The sequence below is a fragment of the Streptomyces sp. PKA51 genome (assembly GCF_057552455.1).
Map to the genome: position 1 here is coordinate 630,941 of NZ_BAAJPZ010000001.1, position 20,965 is coordinate 651,905.

The following is a 20,965-nucleotide window of genomic DNA, read 5'->3' on the forward strand; positions in this document are numbered from 1 at the left end:
TTCCACGACTGGGAGAAAGCACACCACCCATGGCCCACACCGAAGACAAGCTCCGCGACTACCTCAAGCGGGTCACCGCCGACCTGCGGCGGGCCAAGCAGCGGCTGGAGTCCGCCGAGGCCCGCAGCAGCGAACCCGTCGCCGTCATCGGCATGGCCTGCCGCTTCCCCGGCGGCGTCGCCTCCCCCGAGGACCTGTGGCGCCTGGTCGCCGACGGCACCGACGCCGTCGGCGACCTGCCCACCGACCGCGGCTGGGACCTCGAGGACCTCTACGACCCCGAGCCCGGCACGCCCGGCAAGAGCTACGTCCGCCACGGCGGATTCCTCACCGGCGCCGCCGACTTCGACCCCGAGCTCTTCGGCATCGCCCCCCGCGAGGCCCTCGCCATGGACCCCCAGCAGCGCCTGCTGCTGGAAGCCGCCTGGGAGGCCGTCGAACGCGCCCGCCTCGACGTCGCCACCCTGCGCGGCACCGACACCGGCGTCTTCGTCGGCGGCGCCGACACCCACTACGGCACTCTCGCCCGGCAGAGCGACGAGACCGAGGGCCACCTGCTCACCGGCGGCGCCACCAGCGTCCTGTCCGGCCGCATCGCCTACACCCTCGGCCTCGAAGGCCCCGCCGTCACCGTCGACACCGCCTGCTCCTCCTCCCTGGTCGCCCTCCACCTGGCGGTGCGCGCCCTGCGCTCCGGCGAGTGCTCCCTCGCCCTGGCCGGCGGCGTCGCCGTCATGCCCACCCCCAGCCTCTTCACCGAGTTCTCCCGGCAGCGCGGCCTGGCCCCCGACGGCCGCTGCAAGCCCTTCGCCGAGGCCGCCGACGGCACCGGCTGGGCCGAGGGCGTCGGCGTCCTCCTCGTCGAACGCCTCTCCGACGCACGCCGCAACGGCCACCCCGTCCTCGCCGTCGTCCGCGGCACCGCCGTGGGCCAGGACGGCGCCAGCAGCCGCCTCACCGCCCCCAACGGGCCCGCCCAGCAGCGCGTCATCCGCGCCGCCCTCGCCGACGCCCGCCTGACCCCCGACCAGGTCGACGCCGTCGAGGCGCACGGCACCGGCACCACCCTCGGCGACCCCATCGAGGCCCAGGCACTCCTCGCCACCTACGGCCGGGACCGCCCCGCCGAGGCGCCCCTGTGGCTCGGCGCCATCAAGTCCAACATCGGCCACGCCCAGGCCGCGGCCGGCGTCGCCGGCGTCATCAAGACCGTCATGGCCCTGCGCCACGGCCGCCTCCCGCGCACCCTGCACGTCGACGCCCCCACCTCGCACGTCGACTGGAGTACGGGCAGCGTACGGCTACTCACCGAGGACACCCCCTGGCCCGCGACCGACCACCCCCGCCGGGCGGCCGTCTCCGCATTCGGCATCAGCGGCACCAACGCCCACGTGGTCCTGGAACAGGCCGACGAACCCGAGCCCGCCGACGAGCCCGAGGCCGCCCGCATCACCCCCGGCGTCGTCCCCTGGCTGCTGACCGGCAAGACCGAAGGGGCCCTGCGCGACCAGGCCGCCCGCCTCCTGGCCCACCTCACCGCGGCCGACCCCGCCCCGAGCCCGGCCGACATCGCCCTCTCGCTCGCCACCAGCCGCACCCGTCTGCCCCACCGCGCCGTCCTGCTGGGCACCGACCGGGACGCCCTCGTCCGCTCCCTGACCGCCCTCGCCACCGGCGACGCCGCCACCGACCCCGCCACCGTCCTGGGCACGGCGACCACCGGCCGCGGCGGCACCGCGTTCCTCTTCTCCGGCCAGGGCGCCCAGCGCCCGGGCATGGGCCGCGAACTCCACGCCCGCTTCCCCGCCTTCGCCGAGGCGTTCGACGCCGTGTGCGCCGGCCTGGACGCCCACCTCGACCGGCCCCTGCGCGAGGTGATGTGGGGCGAGGACCCGGCCCTCCTCGACTCCACCGGCTACGCCCAGCCGGCCCTCTTCGCCTTCGAGACGGCCCTCTTCCGCCTGCTGGAGTCGCTCGGCATCCGACCCACCCACGTGGCCGGCCACTCCCTCGGCGAACTGACCGCCGCCCACGTCGCCGGCGTGCTCTCCCTGACCGACGCCTGCGCCCTGGTCGCCGCCCGCGGCCGCCTGATGCAGAGCCTGCCGGCAGGCGGCGCGATGGCGGCCGTCGAGGCCACCGAGGCCGAGGTCCTGCCCCACCTGACCGACGAGGTGTCGATCGCGGCGATCAACGGCCCGTCGTCCGTGGTCCTCTCGGGCACGGAAGCGGCCGTGCTGGCCGTGGCCGCCCGCTTCGAGGCCGACGGCCGCAGGACGAGCCGGCTGCGCGTCTCCCACGCCTTCCACTCACCCCTGATGGACCCCGTCCTCGACGACTTCCGCACCGTCGCCGAGAGCCTGACCTACCACCCGCCGGCCCTCACCGTCGTCTCCGACGTCACCGGCACCACTGCCACCGACGACCAGCTCACCTCGCCCCGGTACTGGGTGCGCCACGTCCGCGATGCCGTCCGCTTCGCCGACGGCATCGCCGCCCTCCACGCCGACGGCGTCACCCGCTTCCTCGAAATCGGCCCCGACGCCACCCTCACCGCCCTGGCCCGGCCCTGCCTGCCCGAGGACGCCGGCCACCCGACCGTCCTGCCCACCCAGCGCAAGGACCGGCCCGAGGAGCAGGCCCTCACCACCGCCCTCGCCGAACTGACCGTACGCGGCACCGAACCCGACTGGGCCGCCCACCTCGCCGGCACCGGCGCCCGCACCGTCGACCTGCCCACCTACGCCTTCGGCCACGAACGCTTCTGGCCCCGCCCCGGCCGCACCCCGGCCGCCGACCTCGGCACCGCCGGCCTGGAGGCCACCGGCCACCCCCTCCTCGGCGCCGTCACCTCCGTCGAACAGACCGACGGCGACGGCCTGCTGCTGACCGCCCGGCTGTCCGTGCAGACCCACCCCTGGCTCGCGGACCACAAGGTCGGCGACCGCATCCTGCTGCCCGGCACCGCCTTCGTCGAACTCGCCGTCCGCGCCGCCGACGAGGCCGGCTGCGGCCGCATCGAGGAACTCACCCTCGCCGCCCCCCTCGTCCTGCCCGAGCACACCGGCACCCGCCTCCAGCTGCACGTCGGCCCGGCCGACGACAGCGGTCGGCGCACCCTGACCGCCCGCTCCCGCCCCGAGGACGACGGCGAACGCGCCTGGACCCGGCACGCCACCGGCGTCCTGTCCCTGGCCGAACAGGAACCCGGCGACCTCACCGCCCCCGGCGCCGCCTGGCCCCCCGCCGGCGCCCGGCCGGTCGACCTCACCGGCCTGTACGCGCGCATGGCCGACGGCGGCTTCGCCTACGGCCCGCTCTTCCAGGGCCTGCGCGCCGCCTGGCAGGACGGCGACGACGTGTACGCCGAGGTCGCCCTGCCCGAGGACGCCCGCGCCGAGGCCGCCGCCTACGGCCTGCACCCCGCCCTCCTCGACGCCGCCCTGCACGTCACCGCCTTCAACGGCATCGACCACGGCGTCCTGCCCTTCTCCTTCGAAGGCGTCTCCCTGCACGCCTCCGGCGCCCCGGCCGTCCGCGTCCGCGTCACCCGCACCGGCGAGGACACCGTCGCCGTCACCGTCGCCGACCCCACGGGCCGCCCCGTCGTCACCGTCGCCACGCTCGTCCTGCGCCGCCTCACCGGCGCCGAGGCCGGCACCCCCGCCGCCCGCGGCGACGCGCTCTACGGCGTCCAGTGGACCGAGCAACGCCCGCCCGCCGCACCGCGGCAGGAGCCCGTCGCGGTCCTCGGCCCGCGCGCCGGACTGCCCGCCGGCCTGGCGACCGAGTCCTACGACGACCTCGCCGCCCTGGCCGCGGCCCCCGGGATCCCGGACGTGGTGCTGGCCCCGGTGCCGGCGCAGCCCGCCGGGGACCCCGTCGCAGCGGCCCACGCGGCGACCACCCGGGCCCTGCGGACGGCCCAGGACTGGCTGGCCGAGGAGCGGTTCGCCCACGCCCGCCTGGTCTTCCTCACCCACGGCGCCACCACCGGCACGGACCTGGCCGCCGCCGCGGTCTCGGGCCTGGTGCGCTCCGCCTCCTCCGAACACCCCGGCCGCTTCGGCCTCCTGGACCTCGACGACACCACCACCGACGCCACCGCGCACCTCACCGCTCTGCGTACGGCCCTCGCCCTGGCCGACGAGCCGCAGCTGGCGATCCGCGACGGCAAGGTGCTCGCCGCCCGGCTCGCCCCCGCCCGGACCCCCGCCGACGCGAACGGCACCCGGCAGATCACCTGGCGCCCCGACGGCACCGTCCTGATCACCGGCGGCACGGGCGGCATCGGCCGCGCCGTCGCCCGCCACCTGGTGCACGAGCACGGCGTCCGCAGCCTGGTCCTCGCCGGCCGCCGCGGCCCGGCGGCCGAGGGCGCCGCGGAACTGACCGCCGAACTGCGCGAGGCCGGCGCCCATGTGGCGATCGAGGCATGCGACGTCGCCGACCGGACGGCGGTGACCGAACTGCTGGCACGGCACGCCGTCACGGCCGTCGTGCACTCGGCCGGCGTCCTCGACGACGGCACCGTCGAAGCACTGACCCCCGAGCGCATCGCCCACGTGCTGCGGGCCAAGGTGGACGCCGCCTGGCACCTCCACGAGGCCACGCAGCACCTCGACCTCGACGCCTTCGTCACCTTCTCCTCCGTCTCCGGCGTCTTCGGCGGCCCCGGCCAGGGCAACTACGCGGCGGGCAACGCCTTCCTCGACGCCCTGGCCGTCCACCGGCGCGCCGCCGGCCTGCCCGCCGTCTCCCTCGCCTGGGGTCCCTGGACCCGGGACGGCGGCATGACCGGCACTCTGTCGGACGTCGACATCCACCGCATCGCCCGCTCCGGCATGCCCGAACTCACCCCCGCCGAAGGCGTCGCCCTCTTCGACGGCGCCCTCGCCCTCGACGCACCCCTCGTCCTGCCCGTCCGCTTCGACCTGGCGGCCCTGCGCCAGCACGGCGACGTACCCCCGCTGCTGCGCGGCCTGATCCGCCCCCGCCGGCGCACCGCCGCCACCGCCTCCCCGACGGCGACCGGCCTCGCCGGCCGGCTCGCCGGGCTGGCCGGACCCGAACGGCGCGAGGCGCTGCTGGACCTCGTCCGCGGCCGGATCGCCGTGGTCCTGGGACGCGCCGGAGCCGAGACCGTCGACCCGCACCGTGCCTTCCAGGATCTCGGTTTCGATTCCCTGACGGCTGTGGAGTTGCGCAACCGTCTGGGGTCGGTGACCGGTCTGCGGTTGCCTGCGACGCTGGTGTTCGACTATCCGACGGCTGACGCGTTGGTGTCCTTCCTGTTGGAGGAACTTTTCGGGGCCGAGACGGCGGCGGTGGTGGTGCCGTCGGCGGTGCTGCCGTCGGTGTCGGACGACCCGATCGTGATCGTCGGCATGGCCTGCCGCTACCCGGGCGGGGTCGCCTCGCCGGAGGACCTGTGGCGAGTGGTGTCGCAGGGCGTCGATGCGGTGTCGGGCTTCCCGACCGACCGCGGCTGGGACCTCGAAGCGCTCTACAACCCCGACCCCGACGCCCTCGGTACCTCCTACACCCGCTCCGGTGGCTTCCTGCACACCGCGGGCGACTTCGACCACGAGTTCTTCGGGATGAGCCCGCGCGAGGCGCTGGCCACCGACGCGCAGCAGCGCCTGCTGCTGGAGACCACCTGGGAGGCGCTCGAGCGCTCGGGCATCGACCCGGTCTCCCTCAAGGGCAGTCGCACCGGCGTCTTCGCGGGCGTCATGTACACCGACTACGGGAACACCCTGGTCGGCGACCAGTTCGAGGGCTTCCGCGGCAACGGCAGCGCGGCCAGCATCGCCTCCGGCCGGATCTCCTACACCTTCGGCTTCGAGGGCCCGGCGGTGACCGTCGACACGGCGTGCTCGTCGTCGCTGGTGGCACTGCACTGGGCGGCACAGGCGCTGCGCACGGGCGAGTGCTCGCTGGCGGTGGCCGGTGGTGTGACGGTGATGTCGACGCCGACGACGTTCGTGGAGTTCTCGCGTCAGCGCGGGCTGGCTCCCGACGGCCGCTCCAAGGCCTTCGCCGATGCCGCGGACGGTGTCGGCTGGTCCGAGGGTGTCGGCATGCTGGTGGTGGAGCGGCTGTCGGACGCCCGCAGGAACGGCCACCGGGTGCTGGCGGTCGTGCGAGGAAGTGCGGTCAACCAGGACGGCGCCTCCAACGGCCTGACGGCACCCAACGGCCCCTCCCAGCAGCGCGTCATCCGCCAGGCGTTGTCGGCCGCCGGCCTGACGACGGCGGATGTCGACGCGGTGGAGGCGCACGGTACGGGGACGACGCTGGGCGACCCGATCGAGGCGCAGGCCCTGATCGCCACGTACGGTCAGGACCGTGAGGCGGACCGGCCGCTGTGGCTGGGCTCGGTGAAGTCCAACCTCGGCCACACGCAGGCCGCGGCCGGTGTTGCGGGCGTCATCAAGATGGTGATGGCGATGCAGGAGGGTGTCCTGCCGCGCACGCTCCACGTCGACGCCCCCTCCACCCACGTCGACTGGGCAGCCGGAGCCGTGGAACTGCTCACGGAACCCGTCGAGTGGACGGCACCCGACCGCCGGCGCCGGGCCGGTGTCTCCTCGTTCGGCGTGAGCGGTACGAACGCCCACGTCATCCTCGAAGAGCCGGAGCCCGTCGAGGCGGCGCCGGAAGCCGGTGCAGACGGCCCGGCGAATGCGGTTCCGTGGGTGCTCTCGGCCAAGAGTCCGGAGGCCCTGCGCGGGCAGGCGGCCCGCCTGCTGGCCCGCATCGCCGACCAGCCGGACCTCCCGGCAGCGGACCTCGCCACCGCGCTCGTGACGAGCCGCTCCCTCTTCGACCACCGCGCGGTGGTCCTGGCGCCCCGGGACCGGGACGCCGCCGTACAGGCCTTGGCCGCGCTCGCGACGGGGGAGAACCATGCCGCCGTCGTGGAGGGTGTGGTGGGGAATGCCGGGAAGACGGCGTTCCTGTTCACGGGTCAGGGTGCGCAGCGGTTGGGGATGGGGCGTGAGTTGTATGCGCGCTTCCCCGTGTTCGCCGAGGCGTTCGATGCGGTGTGTGCGGGTCTGGACGAGCATCTCGACCGTTCCCTGCGTGAGGTCGTCTGGGGCGGGGACGAGGAGCTGCTGAACCGCACGGTGTACGCGCAGGCGGCGCTGTTCGCGGTCGAGGTGGCGCTGTTCCGTCTGGTGGAGTCGTGGGGTGTCCGTCCGGACTACGTTGCCGGGCATTCGATCGGTGAGGTGGCGGCGGCGCACGTGGCCGGTGTCTTCTCGCTCGCGGACGCGTGTGCGTTGGTGGCTGCGCGCGGTCGCCTGATGCAGGCACTGCCTGCCGGTGGCGCGATGGTCGCGGTGCAGGCCACGGAGGCGGAAGTCCTTCCGTACCTGACCGGCAATGTCTCGATTGCCGCCATCAACAGCCCGTCCGCTGTGGTGATCTCCGGTGACGAGAGCGCTGTCCTGGAGGTTGCGGCCCGCTTCGAGGCCGAGGGTCGCAAGACGAGTCGTCTGCAGGTCTCGCACGCCTTCCACTCGCCGCTGATGGATCCGATGCTGGAGGACTTCCGCCGGGTGGTGGAGCGCCTCGCGTTCGGTACCCCGCAGCTGCCCGTGGTGTCCAACGTGACCGGCGGTCCTGCGACCGCCGAGGTCCTGGCGTCGGCCGACTACTGGGTCGGCCACGTCCGCGAGGCGGTCCGTTTCTCGGACGGGATCGCCGCTCTGCGGGCGGAGGGTGTGACGCGCTTCCTGGAGCTCGGTCCCGACGGCGTCCTGTCGGCCATGGCCCGCGAAACCGTCGCGGACGAGGCGGTCGCCGTGCCCGTACTGCGCAAGGGGCACCCCGAGGAGCCCACTGCCCTGACGGCTCTGGCCACCCTGCACGTCAACGGCGGCCAGGTGGACTGGGCTGCAGTGATCGGCGGCACGGCGGGCCGGCGGATCGATCTGCCGACGTACGCCTTCCAGCACCGGCGGTTCTGGCCGGCGGGTGTGGCGGCTGCGGTGGGTGATGTGCGGTTCGCGGGTCTGTCGTCGGCGGAGCATCCGTTGCTGGGTGCGGCGGTGGAGCTGGTGAACACGGAAGGTTTCCTGTTCACGGGGCGCCTGTCCGTGCAGTCGCACCCGTGGCTGGCGGATCATGTGGTGATGGGTTCGGTGCTGGTGCCGGGTACGGCGCTGGTCGAGCTCGCTCTGCGCGCCGGTGACGAGGCGGGTTGCAGCGTGGTGGAGGAGCTGACGCTCGCCGCGCCGCTGGTTCTGCCCGAGCAGGGTGCGGGTGTGCAGGTGCAGGTGTGGGTCGGTGAGGCGGACGAGACGGGCCGTCGGGCGGTGACGATTCACTCGCGTACGGGCGAGGAGCCGTGGACCCTCCACGCCAGCGGCACCTTGGCCGTCGCCGCCCCCTCTCCCTCCTTCGACGCTTCGGTATGGCCCCCGCAGGGTGCCCAGCCGGTCGATGTCTCCACCTCCTACGAACAGTTCGCCGACGCAGGTTTCGCCTACGGTCCGGCGTTCCAGGGCCTGCGGGCTGCCTGGCGCCTGGGCGAGGACGTCTACGCCGACGTGGCACTGCCCGAGGGCATCGAAGCAGGCGCCTACGGTCTGCACCCGGCCCTCTTCGACGCCGCCCTCCACGCGGTCGCCGCCGCCGGTGGCGACGGTGACGGCGGGGTGCCGTTCTCCTGGACTGGTGTTGCCTTGCACGCCACAGGTGCCGCTGCCGTGCGCGTCCGCATCCGGTCCGTCAGCGGGGGAGTGGCGATAGCCGTCGCCGACACCGCCGGAGCGCCGGTGGCTTCGGTGGAGTCCCTGGTGGTGCGCCCCCTCGCCGCCGACCAGCTGCGTACGGCCGACCATGACGCCCTCTTCAAGCTGTCCTGGTCTTCCGTCCAGGCGCCGGCCGAGGCGGTCGTCGGTCCGCTGGTGGAGGTCAGTGCGCTGGAAGACCTCGACAGGGCGGCGGCGGAGATTCCCTCCCACGTCGTGATGCAGCTCAAGGGTTCGGCGGAAGTGGTCGAATCCGCTCACGAGCTGACGGCTCGCGTGCTCGGGATCGTTCAGTCGTGGCTGTCCGACGACCGGTTTGCCGACTCCCGTCTCGTCTTCGCCACCCGAGGCGCCACCGACGGCACCGACATGGCGGCTGCTGCCGTGTGGGGTCTGGTTCGTTCGGCGCAGTCGGAGCACCCCGGTCGTTTCGTCCTGGTGGATGTCGACGGTGCTGTTGTTCCCGATGAGGGGACGCTGGTCCGGGCGCTGGCCACGGACGAGCCCCAGTTGTTCATCGGCACTGACGGCGACTTCCGCGCGGCCCGGCTGGCCCGGGTCCCGTCCGGCGCCTCCGTGGCCGGTAGGGCGTGGGATCCGGAGGGTACGGTTCTGATCACGGGTGGTACCGGTGGTCTGGGGCGGATCGTGGCCCGGCACTTGGCGGCCCGCGACGACGTACGGAGCCTGCTGCTGGTGTCTCGCAGTGGGCCGGATGCCGACGGTGTCCGGGACCTGCTGGCGGAGCTCAAGGCGGATCACGGCGTCATCGCTCTCGCCGAGGCCGCCGACGTCACCGATGCGGCCGCCGTGTCGGACCTGTTCGCCCGGCACCGCATCACTGCCGTCGTCCACACCGCCGGCGTCCTCGACGACGGTGTGATCGACTCCCTCACCCCCGACCGGCTCTCCCGCGTCCTGCGGCCGAAGGCCGACGCCGCCTGGCACCTGCACCGGGCCACCGAACACCTCGACCTCGACGCGTTCGTCGTCTTCTCCTCCGCGGCCGGCACCTTCGGCACTCCCGGTCAGGCCAACTACGCGGCGGGCAACGCCTTCCTCGACGCCCTCGCCGTCCACCGGGCCGCCCTCGGCCTGCCCGCCGTCTCCCTCGCCTGGGGCCCCTGGGCACAGGAGAACAGCGGCATGACGAGCACCCTGACCGAGGCCGACAACCGGCGCATCGCCCGCACGGGGATACCCGAACTGTCGGCGGAGGAGGGCCTGGCGCTGTTCGACACCGCGGTGTCGACGGCGGCGACGGAGCCGGTCACCGTGCCGGTGCGCCTGGACCTCGCGGCCCTCCGGGCCCGGGGCGAGGTGCCGCCGCTGCTGCGCGGCCTGGTCCGTACGCCGGCGCGGCGTGCCGCCGCCGGTGGTGCCGCCGCGGCGGGTGCTGCGGCGGCCGGGCTGGCGCAGCAGCTCGCGGCGCTGTCCGAAGCCGAGGGGCGCGAGGTGCTGCTGGAGGCGGTCCGCGGTCAGATCGCGGTGGTCCTGGGCCACGGCGGTGCCGGGGAGGTGGAGCCGGGGCGCGCCTTCCAGGACCTCGGCTTCGACTCCCTGACGGCCGTCGAACTGCGCAACCGCCTCAGTGCCCTGACCGGCGTGCGGCTGCCGGCGACGCTGCTGTTCGACTACCCGAACGCGGCCGAGCTGGTGGACCACCTGTACGCACGGGTGGCGCCCGAGGCGGCGCGCTCCGGGGCGGACGCGGTGCTGGGCGAGCTGGAGAAGCTGGAGCGGGCGTTCGGCGAGCTGGAGGTGACCGAGGAGGTCCACGAGCAGATCGCGGGCCGCCTGGAGGTGCTGCGCTCGAAGTGGGGCGCCCTGCGGGCCTCCGGCCCGGCCGCCGCGGCCGGGGCGGGCGCCGGCGACGAGGCCGAGTTCGACTTCGAGTCGGCCTCCGACGAGGAGGTCTTCGACCTCCTGGACAACGAGCTGGGCCTGTCCGACGACATCTGACGCGGACCCCGGCACCACCCGCCGCTGCCCGTACCGGACTTCCCGGTACGGGCAGCGGTGCGTCTCACGCCGTGGCGTCCCGGCCGGGCCACTCCTCGGCGAGGAGGGACCAGATCTCGGTGTCGTGCCGCTCCCCGCGGTACGGGTAGTTGCGGCGCAGCACGCCCTCGCGGCTCATCCCCAGGCGGCGCGCCGCCTCGACGCTGCGCCGGTTGGCGGGGGTGGTCCGCCATTCGACGCGGCTCATGCCGCGCTCCCGGAAGGCCCAGTCGATGAGGATGCGGCTCGCATGGTGCACCAGGCCGCGGCCCTCGCCGGCCGGCTCCAGCCAGCAGCCGATCTCGCAGACGCCCGTGGCGGCGTCGAACTGGGTGAACATGACGCCGCCGACCAGGACGCCCTCCAGCCAGATGCCGTAGATGCGACCGGCGTCCTTGGCCTGGCTGTCGGCGTAGCGCTGCAGGACCGCGGTCGCGGACTCCAGGTCGGTGCTGCGCGTGGCCCACGGGATCCAGGGGTCCACGGTGGCCCGGGCGCGGTCGATGTGGTCGAGGAACTCCTGGGCCCGCCAGGGCTCCAGGGGCTGCAGCAGGGCGCCGGCGCGGTCGTCGAGAGGCAGGGCGAACACGGGGTCCTCCGTGGCGGGATAAGCGGTACGGGTACGGGTACGGCATGGGTGCGGCAGGTGCGTAACAAGCGTTCGGTACGTACGATAACCCCATGCCTCCTGCTCCTGTCGATCACGAAGCCCGACGCGAGGACGTCTCGCAAGCCGTGTGGCGCGTCCTGGCCGCCAAGGGGTTCGGCGGTCTGACGCTGCGTGCCGTGGCCGCCGAGATGGGCGTCTCCACCGGCCTGCTCATGCACTACTTCCCGACCAAACGCGCCCTGGTCGTGCGCGCCCTGGAACTGCTGGAGAAGAGCAGCGCGGAACGGCCCCGGCGGGCCCGGCCCCGGGAGGGGCTGGCCGCGCTCGGGGCCGTGCTGCTGGACGTCCTGCCGATCGGCGGGGAGAACACCGCGCGCAACCGCATCTGGGTGAGTTCCTGGGACCAGGCGCTCGCCGACGAGGGCCTGCGCGCCGACCAGGGCGAGCGGTACGTGCGCATGCGCGCCGCCCTCCGCCCGCACCTGGAGGCGGCGCGCGCGCTCGGAGAGCTCCCGCAGGACGCCGACGTCGAGCAGCTCGCCGCGACCGCCGTCGCCTTCGTCCACGGCCTGGTGCTCCAGGCCCTCTTCGACCCGCCGCGGTTCCCCGCCGCCACGCAGACCGCGATGGTCGAGGCGTTCGTCGAGGGGCTCCGCGGCGGCTGAGGACCGGACCGGCCGGTCACGCCTCTTGCGGGACCTCCGGGCCGTCCGGGCCGTCCGGGCCGCCCGGGACCTCCCGACAGCCCGGGGCCTCCGGGCCTTCCCCGCCATCCGGGTCCTCCGGGACGAAGACGCAGAACTCGTTGCCCTCCGGGTCCGCCATCACGTGCCAGCGGATCTCCTCGTCCCGCTCGCGCACGACCGTGGCGCCCAGCGCCACGAGCCGCTCCGGGTCGCCCCACACGTCGAAGTGCAGACGGTTCTTGACGGTCTTGGGCTCGGGGACGCGGTTGATCCACATCGGCAGGCCCGCCCCCGCCGGATCGACGAGGAGCACCGGCCACTCCCGCGGCTTCTCGGAGCCGTCGGGTTCGGGCCGGCGCACATAGCCGAGCGCCGCGCACCACCAGTCGGCGAGAGCCTGGTGGTCCGCGGCGTCGAGGACCAAGTCCTTCAAGCGCGCTGCAGCAGCCTTGTCCACATCGGCATCATGCACGCATTCACGGCGGCACGGGAGGCCGACGCGAGCCGCCCGTAGAGAGGGCGCCGTGCTGCGCCCGGGCCTCGGGGTGGCACGTCGGCTGCGGGCCGTCGGTGGCCGATCGCGCCCACGCGGCGGCAGCCGCAGATCGGCACTGCCCCGCGCCCCTGACGGGGCACGGCACCAGCCCACGGCGCCCCATAGGGGCGCGGGGAACTGCGCGACAAGCCACCACGCGCCCGCAGACGGGGTGCCGTCGCGCCCACGCGGCGCAGCCGCAGACCGGCACAGCCCCGCGCCCCTACGGGGCGCCGTCGTGGCGCCTGACGAAGATCCGCCGGACGCGGCCTACGAAGCCCCGCCGTCCAGCAGACGGAAGAGGTCCTCGTCGGAGGCCGCGGCGAGATCCAGCCCGGTGGGCCGGGCGGCGACCGCCGCGGAACGGTGGTGCACCGCAAGGGCCTTCAGACGGTCCGCCGTCTCCTCGTCCAGTGACGCACCGGACGACAGCAGCGCCTCCAGTTCGGCCACCAGGCCGGCCGCGTCCCGGGGGGCCGTGCCCGCCGCCGCCCCGGGGCGCTCGGAGAGCTCCTTCACCACCAGCCGTACCACCGCCTCCGGTGTCGGGTGGTCGAAGACCAGCGTCGCCGGGAGGCGGACGCCCGTGGCGGCGATGACGCGGTTGCGCAGTTCCAGCGCGTTCACCGAGTTGACGCCCATGTCGGTGAACGCCCGCGCGGCGACGTCCTCGCCGGTCGGTTCCTGTCCGCCCAGGACGGCGGTGACCTCGGCCAGCACCAGCCGGAGCAGGGCCTCCTCCCGTTCGGCGGGGGGCAGCCCCGCCCAGCGGTCCGCCGGTATCGGCGCCGGGCCCGTCCCCTCGCCCGGTGCCCCGGCCACCAGCGGTGCCGTGGGGCCCTGCGCCAGCCAGTACTCCCGGCGCTGGAAGGCGTACGTCGGCAGGGCGACGGTCCGGGCGCCGGGCAGGACGGACGGCCAGTGCGGCGCCGCGCCCTGGGCGTGCAGCCGGGCGGCCGCGGTCAGCAGGGAGCGCGCCTCGTCGGCGCCGCCGCGCAGGGTGGGCAGGAGGACGGCCGCCGGTCGTCGCTCGTCGGCGGCCAGGCACTCGTCGACCATCGGGACGAGGGCCGGTTCGGGGCCCAGTTCCACGTACGTGGCCGGGCGCGCGGGGGACGTGGCCAGGTGCGCGATGGCGTCCCGGAAGCGGACGGGCTCCTGCACGTGCCGTACCCAGTGCTCGGCGTCGACCGCCTCCGTCAGCGGCCGGCCGGTGAGGGTGGAGACCACGGGAATCGCCGGCGCGGCGCAGCGGATGCCGTCGACCGCCGCGCGGAAGTCGTCGAGCATCGGGCGCATCAGCGGCGAGTGGAAGGCGTGGCTGACGACCAGGCGCCGCGTCCTGTGGCCGGCGGCGGCCAGGTCGTCCGCGAGGGCGGCGAGCGGGCCCTCGGCACCGGAGAGGACCACCGAGCGGGGGCCGTTGACGGCGGCGAGGGAGACGTCGGCGTCCGCGGGCAGGGCGGCCAGCCGCTCCACCGCCTCCTGCTCGGTGATACGGGCCGCCACCATCGCACCGCCGGGCGGCAGGGCGCCCATGAGCCGGCCCCGGGCCGCCACCAGCCGGCACGCGTCCTCGAGAGTCAGCATCCCTGCCACGTGCGCCGCGGCGATCTCGCCGACCGAGTGGCCCACCAGGTGGTCGGGCACGACGCCCCAGGACTCCAGCAGCCGGTGGAGGGCGACCTCGACGGCGAACAGGGCCGGCTGGGCGTACGCCGTGTCGTCGAGGAGGGCGGCCTGCGCGCTGCCCTCGGCGGCCCACATCACCGGCAGCAGCGGGTGTTCCAGCAGCGGGTCCAGGCCGGCGCACACCGTGCGCAGCGCCGCGTCGAAGGCGGGGAACGCCTCGGCGGCCCCGCGCCCCATGCCCGGGCGCTGGCTGCCTTGGCCGGTGAGGACGAACGCGAGCGTGCCGGGGGCCGCCTCCTGGAGGACGACGCCCGCGGGCCGCTCGCCGCGGCCGAAGGATTCGGTGGCGGCGAGCAGTTCGGCGCGCGAGGCGCCGGCGACGACCGCCCGGTACCGGTGCAGGGTGCGGGTGGTGGCCAGGGAGTGGGCGACGTCGCGCGCGGGGAGGTCCGGGTGGGACGCCACGTGCTCGGCCAGGCGCAGCGCCTGGGCCCGCAGGGCCGGCTCGCTGCGGGCGGAGAGCACCCAGGCCGGCACCGCGGAGGGCGCCTGGCTCCGGTGCTCCGCCTGCGGTGCGGCGGGCGGCTCCTCCAGGATCACGTGCGCGTTCGTGCCGCTGATCCCGAACGAGGACACGCCGGCCCGCCGCGGCCGTCCGGCCCGACGGGGCCACGGCCGGGCCTCGGTGAGCAGCCGGACCGTCCCGGCCGACCAGTCGACGTGTGACGAGGGCCGGTCCACGTGCAGGGTCGCCGGCAGCAGGTCGTGGTGCAGGGCCTGCACCATCTTGATGACCCCGGCGACGCCGGCGGCCGCCTGCGCGTGGCCGATGGCGGACTTCACCGACCCCAGCCACAGCGGCCGTTCCGCATCCCGCTCCCGGCCGTAGGCGGCGATCAGGGCCTGGGCCTCGATGGGGTCGCCCAGGGTGGTGCCGGTGCCGTGGCCCTCGACGGCGTCCACGTCCTGCGGGGCCAGTCCCGCGTCGGCCAGGGCGTCGCGGATGACGCGCTGCTGGGCCGGGCCGTTGGGGGCGGTCAGGCCGTTGGAGGCGCCGTCCTGGCCCACGGCCGTGCCCCGCACGAGGGCCAGGACGCGGTGCCCGTTGCGGCGGGCGTCGCTCAGCCGCTCCAGCAGGAGCAGGCCCGCGCCCTCCGCCCAGGCGGCGCCGTCCGCGGCGTCCGCGAAGGACTTGCAGCGCCCGTCCGGGGACAGGGCGCGCAGCCGGGAGAACTCGACGAACGACGCGGGCGTCGCCATCACCGCGACCCCGCCGGCCAGCGCGAGCGAGGACTCGCCCGACCGCAGGGAGCGGCAGGCCAGGTGCAGGGCCACCAGTGAGGAGGAGCAGGCGGTGTCGACGGTCAGGGCGGGACCGGCGAGGCCGTAGGTGTAGGCGATGCGGCCCGACAGGGCGCTGCCGGCCGTGCCGATGCCCAGCAGCCCCTCCAGCTCGCCGGCCGGTCCGGCCCGGTGCGCCGCGTAGTCGTGGTACATCGCCCCGGTGAAGACGCCGGTGCGGGTGCCCTCCAGGGTGGTGGGGTCGATGCCGGCCTGCTCGAACGCCTCCCAGGACGTCTCCAGCAGCAGCCGCTGCTGGGGGTCGGTGGCCAGCGCCTCCCGGTCGGACAGGCCGAAGAAGCCCGCGTCGAAGTGGCTCGCCTCGTGCAGGAAGCCGCCCTCGCGCGCGTACGAGGTGCCCGGGTGGTCGGGGTCGGGGTGGAAGAGCCCCGCCAGGTCCCAGCCGCGGTCGGCCGGGAAGCCGGAGACGGCGTCGGTGCCGTCCGCGACCAGGGACCACAGTGCCTGCGGGGTGGCCGCGCCGCCCGGCAGCCGGCAGGCCATGCCGATGACGGCGATCGGCTCGCCGGGCCCGGCCGCCGCGTCCGGTGCCCCGTCCGCCGGCTGTGCGACCTGCTGCCCGGTCAGGCGGCGGGCGAGGGCCAGCGGCGTGGGGAAGTCGAAGGCGACGGTGGCCGGCAGGGCGAGTCCTGTCGCCTCCTGCAGCAGGTTGCGCAGCCGGATGGTGCGCACGGAGTCCAGGCCGAGGCCGCGGAAGGTCACGTCCTGCGGGATGTCGTCGAGGATGCTCCCCGGGACGTCCCCGGCACCGTCCGCCGCGTCCCCGCCCACGAGTTGCGCCACGCATGCGCGGACCAGCCGCAGCGCCTCCTCGGTCGTACGCGGCCGCCGCGCACCGGCGCCCGCGGCGGGCCGTGCCGCTGCGGCGCCCGTGGCGAGGTGTTCCTCCAGGGCGCGCCGGTGGAGTTTGCCGGCGGGGGTGCGCGGGAGGTCGTCGACGGCGACCATCTCCAGCGGGATCTTGTAGTCGGCCACGCCGCGTTCCTGCAGGAACGCGGTCACCCGGGCGAGGGTGAGGGACGGGTCGGCCTTGGCGGTGACGACCAGGCAGGGGTACTCGCCCAGCCGGGGGTCGGGCCGGCCGAGCACCGCGAGCGGGCCCAGCCCGGGCAGGCCGGCGAGGACGCCCTGCACCTCCACGGCGTTGAACTTGCGCCCGCCCACGTTGATCAGCTCGGCGGAGCGGCCCTGGAAGAGCACCCGCCCGTCGGCGTCGAGGGCGGCGGTGTCGCCGGTGCGCAGCCAGCCGTCGGCGGTGACGGCGGCGCGCGTCAGCTCCGGGTCGCCGTAGTAGCCGCGGAACATGCCGGGGCTGCGGTACTGCAGTTCGCCGCCCTCGCCCACCGGGCACGGCGAGCCGTCCTCGGCGACGACGCGCACCTCGGCCCCGGCCGTGGGCCGGCCCACGCTGCGGGCGGCCACGTCGGCGGGGTCGGCGGCGAGCGTCCGGGTGCCGGTGCCGAGTTCGGACATGCCCCACACCACGACGACCGGGCAGCCCAGCGCGCCGCGCACGGAGGCGACCAGCGCGGCCGGCACGGCCGCGCCCGCGGTGCGGATCTCCTGCGGGCGGAATCCGGCCGGCTCGCCGAGCTCGGCCAGGCGCGTGACGACGTCGTGCAGTTGGGCGGGTACGGCGAAGACGACGCTGGGGGCGCTGCGGCGGGCCAGGTCGAGGAACCGGTCGGTGTCCCAGCCGGCCAGCAGCACCTGGCGGCAGGCGGCGAAGAGCGCCGAGTGCAGGGACTGCAGGCCGAAGAGGTGGGTGAGCGGGCAGGCGGTCAGCACGGCGTCGGCGAAGGCCGGTGCGGCCTCGGCGGTGACGGCCGCGGTGTTCGACAGCAGGCCGTCGTGGCTGTGCAGGGCGATCTTCGGCCGCGCCGAGGTCGTACCGGAGGAGGGGACGAGCACGAACGGCGTCTCGGGCGTGACCTCCACCGGCAGGGGCGCGCTGCCGGCCCAGGAGGCGAGCAGCTCCTCCAGCGCGACGGTGTCCGCCCCCGGCACGCGGCCGGCAACCAGCACCGTACGCAGCGAGGGCAGCGTCCGCCGCAGGGCGGCGGCCGCGAGCGGCCCTGCCGCGTCCTGCTGGCTGCTCGCGGTGAGCACGACGGCCGCCGGCTCGACGCGGGCGAGCAGGGCGTGGACGTCGGCGGGGCCGTTGCCCTGGTGCACCGGCAGCAGCACGGCCCCGGCGGCGGCGACGGCCAGGTGCACGGTCTGCAGCTCCCAGCAGTTGGGCAGCTGGACGGCGACCACGTCGCCGGGGCCGACGCCCGACTCCTGCAGGCCGCGGGTCAGGGCGTCGACGTGGCCGGCCCACTGGCGCCAGGTGAAGGAGCGCTCGCCGTCGACCACCGCCACCGCATCGGGGGCCTTGGCCACGGCGGCGGCGAAGACGCCGGGGAGGGTGTGGCCGCCCAGGGCACCGCCGCCGCTGCCGGCGGCCGGGTCGATCGCGTAGTCATCTGTTCGGACGGACACCGTCTCTCCCGCGGTCTCGTGGATTTCTCAGGCGCCGCCGCCGGGGCGGCGGTCGGGGAACTCGGCGCCCAGCAGCCTCAGCAGCGGCGTCGCCTTCACGGCCGTCTCCTCGTACTCCGCCTCCGCGTCGGACAGGGCGATGACGGCACCGCCCACCCCGTAGCGCAGGCTGGTGCCGTTGAGCACGAGGGTGCGGATGACGATGCTGAGGTCGACGGCGCCGGTGAGCGAGAAGTAGCCGATGGCGCCGGAGTACACGCCGCGCGGGCCGTCCTCCAGCCGGTCGACGATCTGCATCGTCCGGATCTTGGGGGCGCCGGTCATCGAGCCGCCGGGGAAGGCGGCCCGCACGCCGGCCACCGGGCTCGCGTCCGCACGCAGCTTCGCCCGCACGGTGCTCACCAGCTGGTGCACGGTGGCGTAGGTCTCCACCTGGAAGACGGGGTCGGCGACCACCGAGCCGACCTCGGCGCAGCGGCCCAGGTCGTGCCGGACGAGGTCGACGATCATCAGGTTCTCGGCGCGGTCCTTCTCGCAGGCCGCCAGGTCCGCGGCCAGGCGGGCGTCCTCCTCGGGCGAGGCGCCGCGCGGCCGGGTGCCCTTGATGGGCTTGGACTCCATCACCCCGTCACGGTCGATGCGCAGGAACCGCTCGGGCGAGGTGCTGAGCACCGACAGGCCGCCGAAGCCGAGGTAGGCCGCGAAGGGGGCGGGGCTCGTGCGGCGCAGGAAGCGGTACGCCTGCCAGGGGTCGAGGCCGGTCTCGGTCTCGATCATGTTGGTCAGGCACACCTCGTACGTCTCGCCGGCCCGGATCTCCTCCTGGCAGGCGTCGATGAGCTTGAGGTAGGTGTCGCGGTCGTGCCGCAGCTCGATCCCGGTGCTGCCCGCGTCGACGGGCTCGGCCTGCGCCTCGGGCCGCCGGCCGGCGATCGCCGTCAGCTCCTCGGCCGCGCTGCGCAGCCAGGCGCGGGCGGCCTCCTCGGCGCCGTCCTCCGCGAGCGCCAGCAGGTGGGTGGTGCCGGTGCGGTGGTCGAGGACCAGGGCGCGGTCGGCGAAGACCATCAGCGCGTCCGGCTCGGCGGCGCGGTGGGCGGCGTCCCCGTCGCACTCGGCCTTGAGCTCGTAGCCGAGGTAGCCCACCCAGCCCAGGGCGAAGTCGAAGGGCAGGTCGGGCGTGGCGGTGCGGGTGGTGCGCAGGTCCTCGTCCAGCCAGTCGAGGAAGCCGGTGCTGAGCGTGCGGGTGCCCTCGGCGGAGGTGACGGTGACGGTGCCGGCGGGCACGTCGGCGGCGGCGATGCGGGCGAGCGGGCCGGAGGCGTCGCCCATGACGGACACCTCGCCCAGGGCGCCGCCGGTGCGGCTGCTGTCGAGCCAGAAGGGGTGCTCGCCGGTGCGGAAGAGGTGGTCGAAGGCGACTTCGGCGTCCCAGCGGGTGGGCAGCGCCTCGGCCAGTACGGTCAGCTGCCGCACCGGGGCCGCAGCGGGGGCGGGGGCGGCCGGCCGGGTGCGGGCCGCGGGCGCGGGCGCGGTGCGGCGGCCGGTACGGGCGGCGTGGGCGCGAGTCAGGTCGCGGAAGTTGGCCAGCAACCGGTGGCCGCCCTGGGTGCTGATGGACTCGGGGTGGAACTGCACGCCCCACAGCGGCAGCGTGCGGTGGCGCAGGGCCATCACGACGCCGTCCGCGGACCACGCGGTGACCTCCAGCTCCTCGGACGGCTCGGTGACGGCCAGCGAGTGGTAGCGCACGACGTCCAGCGGCGAGGGCAGGCCGGCGAACAGGCCGGTGCCGTCGTGCCGGACGGGGGAGATGCGGCCGTGGCGGGGCTCGGGCGCCCGGCCGACCGAGGCGCCGTGCACCAGGGCCATGCCCTGGTGGCCCAGGCACACGCCGAGGACGGGCAGTCCGCCCTGGCGCGCGATGTCGGCGCAGAAGCCGAAGTCGGCCGGCCGGTGGGGGGTGCCGGGGCCGGGGGAGAGGACGACGTTGTCGAAGGCGCCCAGCGCCTCCGGCCGCCAGGCGGGGTCGTCGTTGCGGACGACCTCCGGCTCGGTGCCGTTGACCTCGGCTATGTAGTGGAAGAGGTTGTAGGTGAAGGAGTCGTAGTTGTCGACCAGCAGCGTCCGCATCACAGCTTCCCGAGTTCGCGGGCGATCTCGGCGTTGACGGCCGCCTGGTTGCCGGTGAGGAAGAAGTGGCCGCCGGGGAAGACCTCCAGCCGGAAGTCGCCCTCGGTGTGCCGCTGCCAGGCGGCGGCCTCCTCCAGGGAGGTGCGCGGGTCGGCGTCGCCGGTCAGCACGGTCAGTGGGCAGCGCACCCGGCGGGAGGGCTCGCAGGTGTAGGTCTCGATGGCCCGGTAGTCGCCGCGCAGCGCGGGCAGGGCCATGCGCAGGATCTCCTCGTCGCCGAGCACGCCCGCGTCCGTGCCGTTGAGCAGCTTGAGCTCGGCGATGATGCCGTCGTCGTCGCGCTGGTGCACGGTCTCGGGGCGGTGCGTGGACGGCGCGCGGCGCCCGGAGGCGATGACGGCGCGCGGCGCCGCGGCCGAACCCTTGGCCTCCAGGCGCCAGGCCGTCTCGAAGGCCAGGACCGCGCCCATGCTGTGGCCGAAGAAGACGGTGGGCTTCTCCTCCAGCTCCAGCAGCCGGGCGGTGATCTCGTCGGCGAGGGAGGCGATGTCGGTGATGCAGGGCTCCTGCCGCCGGTCCTGCCGGCCCGGGTACTGCAGGGCTATGACGTCGGCGCCGGGGGAGAAGGCGGCCGAGGCGGGGTGGAAGAAGCTGGCCGATCCGCCGGCGTGGGGGAAGCACACCAGGCGGACCCGGCTGTCCGGGGCGCGGTGGTAGCGCCGGATCCACAGGGCCGCGGAGTTGTCCACGCTGTTCAAGG

7 protein-coding genes are annotated in these 20,965 nt (G+C 75.1%); 2 read left to right on the forward strand and 5 right to left on the reverse strand.

The window, feature by feature from the left end; all coding sequences use genetic code 11:
* Positions 1-8 precede the first annotated feature (8 nt).
* Positions 9-10,727: an SDR family NAD(P)-dependent oxidoreductase gene (locus tag AC27L3_RS02245; protein ID WP_487232305.1), complete on the forward strand. Its 10,719-nt coding sequence runs from the start codon at positions 9-11 to the stop codon at positions 10,725-10,727.
* 64 nt (positions 10,728-10,791) lie between these two features.
* On the opposite strand, the gene AC27L3_RS02250 is transcribed toward AC27L3_RS02245, so the two are convergent.
* Positions 10,792-11,355 carry a GNAT family N-acetyltransferase gene (locus AC27L3_RS02250; RefSeq protein ID WP_487232251.1) on the reverse strand — a complete coding sequence of 188 codons (564 nt, stop codon included), beginning with the start codon at positions 11,353-11,355 and terminating at the stop codon, positions 10,792-10,794.
* A 92-nt stretch (positions 11,356-11,447) separates the two neighbouring features.
* On the opposite strand from AC27L3_RS02250, the gene AC27L3_RS02255 reads away from it, so the two are divergent.
* On the forward strand, positions 11,448-12,041 hold the full coding sequence (locus AC27L3_RS02255; protein WP_487232252.1) for a TetR/AcrR family transcriptional regulator: 594 nt from the start codon (positions 11,448-11,450) through the stop codon (positions 12,039-12,041).
* 16 nt (positions 12,042-12,057) lie between these two features.
* Here the strand turns inward: AC27L3_RS02255 and AC27L3_RS02260 are convergent, their stop codons facing one another.
* From AC27L3_RS02260 to AC27L3_RS02275, 4 genes are all read right to left on the reverse strand, one after another.
* The gene (locus tag AC27L3_RS02260) at positions 12,058-12,495 is read right to left on the reverse strand and encodes a VOC family protein (protein WP_487232253.1); all 438 of its coding nucleotides are present in this window, start codon (positions 12,493-12,495) and stop codon (positions 12,058-12,060) included.
* Between the two features lie 372 nt (positions 12,496-12,867).
* Positions 12,868-18,075 carry a type I polyketide synthase gene (locus AC27L3_RS02265; RefSeq protein WP_487232254.1) on the reverse strand — a complete coding sequence of 1,736 codons (5,208 nt, stop codon included), beginning with the start codon at positions 18,073-18,075 and terminating at the stop codon, positions 12,868-12,870.
* A gap of 27 nt (positions 18,076-18,102) precedes the next feature.
* Complete coding sequence (pabB, locus tag AC27L3_RS02270) at positions 18,103-20,205, reverse strand: aminodeoxychorismate synthase component I (protein WP_487232255.1); 2,103 nt, start codon at positions 20,203-20,205, stop codon at positions 18,103-18,105.
* On the reverse strand, positions 20,205-20,963 hold the full coding sequence (locus AC27L3_RS02275; protein ID WP_487232256.1) for a thioesterase II family protein: 759 nt from the start codon (positions 20,961-20,963) through the stop codon (positions 20,205-20,207). Before AC27L3_RS02275 ends, pabB begins: the two co-directional genes overlap by 1 nt.
* Positions 20,964-20,965: the final 2 nt, after the last annotated feature.